This is a genomic window from Methylobacterium sp. WL103, from assembly GCF_008039885.1.
In the GTDB taxonomy this organism is placed as follows: Bacteria; Pseudomonadota; Alphaproteobacteria; order Rhizobiales; family Beijerinckiaceae; genus Methylobacterium; species Methylobacterium cerastii.
The window spans coordinates 1-3,391 of the sequence record NZ_VRUX01000472.1 but is presented as its reverse complement, the minus strand read 5'-3'; the positions used below and the strand labels follow the sequence as shown (position 1 = coordinate 3,391).

General features: G+C 71.6%; 3 protein-coding genes. 1 reads left to right on the top strand and 2 read right to left on the bottom strand.

Features of this window, described 5'->3' with window-relative positions; translation table 11 throughout:
• Nucleotides 1-79 precede the first annotated feature (79 nt).
• Nucleotides 80-862 carry a class I SAM-dependent methyltransferase gene (locus FV222_RS20750; RefSeq protein ID WP_246685573.1) on the top strand — a complete coding sequence of 261 codons (783 nt, stop codon included), beginning with the start codon at nt 80-82 and terminating at the stop codon, nt 860-862.
• 22 nt (nt 863-884) lie between these two features.
• Here FV222_RS20750 and FV222_RS20745 read toward each other — a convergent pair whose 3' ends face one another.
• Nucleotides 885-1,808 (bottom strand): glycosyltransferase family 2 protein, encoded by a 924-nt coding sequence (locus tag FV222_RS20745; protein WP_147815536.1) that lies wholly within the window; start codon nt 1,806-1,808, stop codon nt 885-887.
• Nucleotides 1,805-3,391, bottom strand: a 1,587-nt coding sequence (locus FV222_RS20740) for an O-antigen ligase family protein (RefSeq protein ID WP_147815535.1), incomplete at its 5' end; no start/stop codon positions are given. The genes FV222_RS20740 and FV222_RS20745, both read right to left, overlap by 4 nt.

Here is a 3,391-nt window from a genome sequence, read left to right as displayed (position 1 = left end):
CTGCGCCGGCGTGCCGCCCGCCATCGGACGCCCGCACGCGGCGCGTCCCCACCACCCCATCGCTTGAGGAGGACGATTCATGGGCCACGACACCCTTCTGCGCCAGGACGCGATGCCCCATCGGGAGCCGGTCACCGTCGAGGAGCGGCTTTTTCGCGAGATGGGAGCCGGGGGCTATTCCCGGCAGGACCACCGGATGGAGTACATCGTCCGCGTCAACACGCTGCTGCGCCCCGACATGCGGGTGATGGAGTTCGGCGCCGGACGCGGCAAGTGGAGCCATGACCCGGTTCCACTGCGCCGCCAGCTCGGGGACTTCCGCGGGCGCTGCGCCCACGTCACCGCCTGCGACGTCGACGAAGCGGTGCTCGGGAACGAGACGGCGGACGCCGTCAAGCTCGTCGGCCACGACGGGCTGCTGCCCTTCCCCGATGCCAGCTTCGACCTGATCTCGGCCTTCTCGGTGCTGGAGCACATCGAGACGCCCGAGCGGACGGCGCAGGAGCTCGGCCGCATCCTCGCCCCCGGCGGCTGGCTCTGCGCCTGGACGCCCAACCGCTGGGGCTATGTCGGGGTCGGCGCCCGGCTGGTCCCCAAGCGCCTGCACGCCCGCGTGCTGCGCATGGTCGAGCCACGCCGCGTCGAGATCGACTCCTTCGTGCCGCTCTACACGATGAACACGGAGGCGGCGCGGAAGCGGCTTTTCCCAACTGACCGGTTCGAGCACTTCACCTACGCGTTCGACGGGCAACCGTTCTATCATGGCGAGAACATCGTCCTGGGCAAGTTTTGGGAGTTGCTGTTCCGGCTCACGCCGGGTCCGTTCAAGGGCTATCACATGGTCTTCATCCGAAAGCGCTGAGCGATTACTGAGCTTTCTTCGTTTATATATTTGCAAGGTGGTCCGCGAACCGCTTCATGTCGCGACTCCTGCCCAACAGGTCCGGCCGGCGCCGCAGCCGGCCGAGCAGGCCGTAGACGGCCGCGCGCGCGGTGAACCCGAGCCAGAGCGGCACCGCGAAGAAGGCCGGCGAGGACAGCCGGCGCCCCCCGTTGCGCAGCCGATAGACGCCGGCGAGCCCGTCGAGCCAGCGGGGGGAGCGGGTGCTCCCCGAGCCGCCCTGGAGGTGGACCACGCTGCGGTCCGGCAGGTACTCGACCCGCCATCCGGCGTCGCGCACCCGGCAGCCCCAGTCGACGTCCTCGCCGTAGAGGAACAGCGGGCTCGACAGGCCGCCGATCGCCTCCACCGCCGCGCGCCGCAACATCAGGAAGGCGCCGCAGAGCCAGTCGACGGAGACCGGCCCCGGCGCTCGCGCCTGGCCGCCCGACAGGTAGACCCCGCGCAGGCCGAACCGCCCCGACAGACCGGCCGCGTGTACCGCGACGGTGAGCGGGCGCGGCTCGAACCCGGCGTCGCCGACCTGATGGCGCCCGTCCTCGAAGACGAGGCGCAGGCCGACGGCGCCGACCTGGGGGTGGGCGTCGAGGTGGGCGAGCGCCACCGCGACCGCATCCGGGTCGCGCAGGTACGCGTCCGGGTTGAGCAGCAGGATCGCGTCGCCGCGGGCCGCGGCGTAGGCCAGCGCGTTGGCGCCGGCGAACCCGTGGTTCGTCGTCTCCGCGATCACGCGGATGTCGGGCCAGGCGGCAGCGATCCGCTCGGCCGTGCCGTCGCCGGACGCGTTGTCGACGACGATCACCTCGTAGGGACGGTCGATCCGGCTCGCCGCGAGCAGGGCGAGGCAGGTGTCGACGTCGGCGCCGGACTTGTAGGTGACGACGAGGACGCTGAGGGCGGGGGTCATCGCAAGCTCGCGCTTCTTCGTTGGGATCTGGCGCGGGACGCCACGCCGCGACTCCCTCTCCCAGCGGGAGAGGGCTGGGGTGAGGGGCGTGCGTCATCCGGAAAGGTCACGCCCCTCATCCTGTCCTGCTCCCCCTGGGAGAAGGGACCCGCGCTCGGTGCGGTGAGGGCGGCGATGCGGCCGGCGCGCTGCGCCGCCGCCACCGCCGCGATCATCCCGAGCGCGGTGTAGAGCAGCTCGGCGATGCCGAGGTTCAGGCGGAAGCCGGGGTCGACGAGGCCGTGGAGGAGGTGGGCGAGGAGCCCGATCGCCGAGGCTCCGGCGATCGCGGCGAGGGGGTCGCCGACCGGCGCGCGCCGCACCGCGGAAAAGCCGCGCCACAGGCCGATCCCGAAGACCAGGGCGAAGGCGGCGTATCCGACGATCCCGACCTCGGTGAGGACGAGGATGTGGAGGTTGTGGACGACGTGGTTCGAGCGGTCGAACAGGCCGGCGAGCCGCGACAGGCCGGTGTGGTCCAGCGTCGCGAACATGTTGCCGAAATTGTTCAATCCGACCCCGAGGATCGGGAACTGCGAAAACAGCGCGAGCGCCGCCGCGTTCAGGGGGCCGCGCTGCGCCGCCGAGCCGCCGTCGTCGGCGAACAGCCGCTCCCAGATCATCGGACCGACGACGATCGCTGCGACGACGCCCACGGCGAGGAGGAGGCCCGCCACGACCAGGCTCGCCCGCGAGAGCAGCCGGTCGCGGTAGACCAGCAGCACGACGAGCGACGCCGAGAGCGGGTAGGTGAGCCACGAGGCCCGCGACAGGGTCAGCACCACGCCACTGAGCGCCGAGAGCGCGCCCATCGCCCCGACGAGGCGCAGCCAGGCCGGGCCGCGGGAGAGCGCCAGAGCCAGCGCGAGCGGCCACACCACCTCGTAATAGTAGCCGAGGATGTTCGGGTGGACCTTGAAGCCGGCGGCGCGGCGCTGGGCCTGGAAGTTGATGTTCTCCTCGACGATCTGCTCCTCGCCGAGCACGCCGAGGCCGAGTTCCGAGCCGGTGACGTACTGCACCGCCGCCGCCGCGGTCTGGACCAGGCAGAGGACGCAGATCGCCAGCGCCAGGGTGCGGACGTCTTGCGGGCCGAGGTTGGCGATCGCGACCGAGACGACGAGCAGGGTGAGGAAACGCCACTCGTCGAACCACAGGTAGGTCGGGTCGCCCGCGTTCACGAGGGAGAGCACGCCGGCCGCCATGAAGGCGAGTTGCGTCAGCACCAGGGGCGGATCGAGCGACACGCGCTGCGGGCCGGCCTCGCCGATCCCGACGAGCCGGAAGGCGATCAGCGTCAGCGCCACGAGGAAGGCGACGCTGACGGTCAGCCCGGCGCCGCCGCCGATGCTCGGCAGGTACTGTCCGACCGCCTCGAAGTGCTGGAAGACGCTGACGTCGAGCTTGACCGTGAGCCCGACCGCGAAGGCGACGAGCAGGAACGGCGTCAACCGGACGCGCTGCCCCAGGATCAGGGCGGCGAGGCCGCCGAGCGGCGCGACCACCCCGACGACGGCGAACTTCGGCGGCGCGCTTGCCAGCGC

What these genes read in the sequence shown, in the direction of transcription:
- FV222_RS20750 (WP_246685573.1), top strand. Translation starts at nt 80, where the DNA reads ATGGGCCACGACACCCTTCTGCGCCAGGACGCGATGCCCCATCGGGAG.
- FV222_RS20745 (WP_147815536.1), bottom strand. Translation starts at nt 1,808, where the DNA reads ATGACCCCCGCCCTCAGCGTCCTCGTCGTCACCTACAAGTCCGGCGCC.